2 protein-coding genes are annotated in these 2276 nt (G+C 41.7%); both read left to right on the top strand.

The genetic code is table 11. From position 1 onward, the window contains the following. Nucleotides 1-325: 325 nt before the first annotated feature. Entirely contained in the window at nt 326-502 is a 177-nt protein-coding gene (locus BN3456_RS15760) for a hypothetical protein (RefSeq protein WP_165920922.1), read from the top strand. Nucleotides 503-519: 17 nt separating this feature from the next. Beyond that, nucleotides 520-2202: an IS66 family transposase gene (locus tag BN3456_RS00560; protein ID WP_089982013.1), complete on the top strand. Its 1683-nt coding sequence runs from the start codon at nt 520-522 to the stop codon at nt 2200-2202. Nucleotides 2203-2276 lie beyond the last annotated feature (74 nt).

The following is a 2276-nucleotide window of genomic DNA, read 5'->3' as shown; positions in this document are numbered from 1 at the left end:
GTTACTGTTCACACCCGCATAAACCCCAAAAAATCTCTTCGTTAAAATGACGAAATTTATTTTTTTCAAAATCACCTGATGTGGATGCTGTAAATACATTCAGGAGAAGAGGTGGATAACTCTTTCTCCTGGCGTATTTTTTTACCTTTTTACTTCCAACTCATTCTTAAAGTACTATTCTTTTGAAAAGATATCTACATTTTGCTTCTTTACCTCCCTGATTTATCCGAGTTATCCACAGTCAAAATGACGAAGACATAAAATCCCGACATTCGCCAAAATCTCTGTATTCTGGTAAAATAGAAAGAAAAAGAGAGGATGTCTTATGAGCTCAAAATCGGATAAACAACGGCTCACTCTTGACGAACTGCTTGATACATTACAGGCACAGATTACAGAGCAGAGCAAAATCATGGATATGCAGGAAGAAACTATCCGTGTTCTGGAAGAGCAGAACCGCCGCCTGCTTGACATGCTGGACAAAGTCATTCATCCACAGTAACGGGAGAGAAAACCTTTATGAACCCTTCTTTTGAATACATCACCCATCTTGAATATCGATTAAAAGCATCCCAGGCGGAAGTTCGGGCATTCCGGTCTGGAAAAAAGTTCCAGGATATCCAGGAGATGCAGAGAAAAGAAAGAGAAGTTCTGGAACGGGAACTTCGTGCCCTGAAAAGAGAACTCATGAAAGCGCATCAGGAGACAAAAGAAGTTCGGAATCAGTGGTTTGAGGTTTTTGAAGACCTCCAAAAAGAACAAGATCGGAAAGAGAAGGCTCTTCGTTACTGGTTAAAACAGATGGAAAAAAGAGCTTTGAAAGCAGAGGAAAACTATGGGGATGCACAGGACAAAATCAAAGAGCTGCGCCATGGTTTTTATGAGGCAGCAGCTGCTTTAGAAGAAGAAAAAGGGAAGAACCTGAAATTAATGGCACAGGTTTCTCAGGATTTTGAGAACTCCTCATTTCCTTCTTCCAGCCAGAAAATCCGGAAAAAGAAGGTTCCGAACAACCGAAAAGTAACTGGGAAACATCCGGGCGGACAGCCGGGACATACCGGACACCGCAGAAAAAGACAGACTCCCACCTGCCCGTCTGTACTTTTACAACCAGACAGAGAGATTCTGAATGATCCTGACTTTAAAAAGACAAATCACACCATCACAAAACAGCTTGTAAACATCAAGATGGTACTGGAAGTCACAGATTATTATGCAGATGTCTATCGGAATTCGAAAACAGGAGAAACCTATCATGCCGAATTCCCTGCAGGTATTGTCAATGACGTAAACTATGGGGGCAGTATCAAAGCATTCCTTTTCCTGCTTAATAATGAATGCTGTACTTCCATAGACAAAAGCCGAAGATTTCTTTCGGATCTAACCGGAGGAAAACTCCAGATTTCCAAGGGTATGGTCAATCAACTCAGCAGGACTTTTGCACAAAAAAGTAAAGTGGATCAGCAGAAAGCTTTCTCTGAGCTGCTTGTTGCACCGATCCTGCATACGGATTGTACTAACGCCCGGGTTAACGGAAAAAACGCCTATGTGTTTATCTGTGCCAAACCAGATGGACAAGCTTTGTATACAGCCAGCGAAAAGAAAGGGCATGAAGGAGTAAAGGGAACCCCGGCAGAGCTTTCCCATGGGATTTTAATTCACGACCATGAGTTGACATTTTATAACTATGGATCCAACCATCAGGAATGTCTGGCTCATGTTCTGCGTTACCTGAAAGGGAGCATGGAAAATGAACCAGACCGAGTCTGGAACAAGCAGATGCATACGCTGATACGGGAAATGATCCACTATCGAAATGGACTGGATCCCGGATGTGGCTGTGATACAGCAAAGGTCGCGGAGTACGAAACCCGTTACCGTAAAATTTTAGAAAAGGCAAAGGAGGAATACGAAGAAATCCCGTGCAATGATTATTACAAAGAAGGATACAACTTATCCATTCGAATGGATAACTATATGAAGAATCACCTTCTATTCCTTCATGATCATCGGATTCCAACAACAAACAATTTATCTGAACGACTTCTAAGAAAGTACAAACGAAAGCAGGTACAGGCTGTGTCATTCCGGAGTTTCGAATCAATCAAAGCTCTCTGCGAATGCATGAGCGTGTTACTTATGATACGTGAAAGGTCAGAATATGATTATTTCGAAAACGTATCGCAAATATTCGAAGGATAAAGAACCGATGGTTAACTTTGAGATAAGTTTACACCATCGGTTCTTTTATTACAAGATAGCCTGTGAACAGTAAC

Origin of the sequence: Clostridium sp. C105KSO13, assembly GCF_001517425.1 — a bacterium.
Classification (GTDB): Bacteria; Bacillota; Clostridia; order Lachnospirales; family Lachnospiraceae; genus Muricomes.
Note: the sequence above shows the minus strand (reverse complement) of the source record. Positions and strands in the feature narration are given on the sequence as shown.